Origin of the sequence: Streptomyces sp. NPDC087787, assembly GCF_044743035.1 — a bacterium.
GTDB lineage: Bacteria > Actinomycetota > Actinomycetes > Streptomycetales > Streptomycetaceae > Streptomyces.
Map to the genome: position 1 here is coordinate 1 of NZ_JBIUVQ010000073.1, position 1,203 is coordinate 1,203.

The 1,203-nt window shown below is 67.3% G+C and carries 1 protein-coding gene; it reads left to right on the plus strand.

Translation table 11 applies throughout. From position 1 onward, the window contains the following. Positions 1 to 1,203: acyltransferase domain-containing protein (locus ACIOWN_RS34550; RefSeq protein WP_362358107.1), on the plus strand; the 1,203-nt coding region annotated here is incomplete at both ends.

A 1,203-nucleotide genomic window follows, 5' to 3' on the forward strand; every position in this document is an offset into this window, starting at 1 on the left:
GCGCTGCACGCGCAGGCCGAGCGCCTGAGCGAGCGGCTGCGGGATGTAGCACTGGAGGAAGCGGCACTGACCCTGGCGGGCCGCACCACCTTCGAACACCGCGCCGTGGTCATCGCAAGCGATCACGACGAAGCGATCAACCAACTCGCCGACCCCCCGATCACCGGCCGCACCGCCACATCCGGCAAAACCGTGTTCGTCTTCCCCGGCCAGGGCTCGCAATGGGTCGGCATGGGAGCCCAACTCCTCGACCAGTCCCCCGTGTTCGCCACCCGCATGCAGGAATGCGCAGAGGCCCTCGCCCCCTACCTCGACCAGCCACTGCTGGACATCGTCCGAAACGGCTCCCTCGACCGCGTCGACGTGGTCCAACCCGCCTCCTTCGCCGTCATGGTGTCCCTGGCCGCCGTATGGCAGTCCATGGGAGTCACCCCCGACGCCGTCCTGGGACACTCCCAAGGCGAGATCGCAGCCGCATGCGTATCAGGCGCACTGTCCCTGCACGACGCCGCCCAAGTCGTCGCCCTGCGCAGCCAGGCCATCCGACGACTCCTGGCCGGCCACGGCACCATGGTCTCCCTCGCCGCACCACTCCAGCAGGCCCAGGAACTCCTGCGCGACGGCGTGGAGATCGCAGCCGTCAACGGACCCGCATCAGTCGTCGTCGCAGGCGACCCACACGCACTCGACCTCCTGATCACGCAATGCGAAACCACCGGCATACGAGCCCGCAAGATCCCCGTCGACTACGCCTCACACACCTCCCACGTCGAACGACTCCGCGACGAACTCACCACACTCCTGGCCGACCTGACCCCACAAGAACCCCGAATCCCCTTCTTCTCCAGCGTCGACGGCCACTGGCTGGACGTCCCCCTCGACAGCGAGTACTGGTACCGCAACCTGCGCCAACAGGTCCAATTCGCCAACGCCGTCGACACACTGGCCCATGACGGCTTCCGGGTGTTCACCGAAACCAGCTCCCACCCCGTGCTCACCGCCGCGATGGAAGACGTTCTCGCAGAAGCAGGGACACCGGCGGCCGTCGTGGGCACGCTACGACGCGACCACGGCGACATGCACCAGTTCCTGACCTCCGCGGGCCGGCTCTGGGTCACCGGCATCAACGTCCGGTGGCCACTGCACGACACCCGACGAGCCGACCTACCAACCTACCCCTTCCAACACGAGCGGTACTGGCTG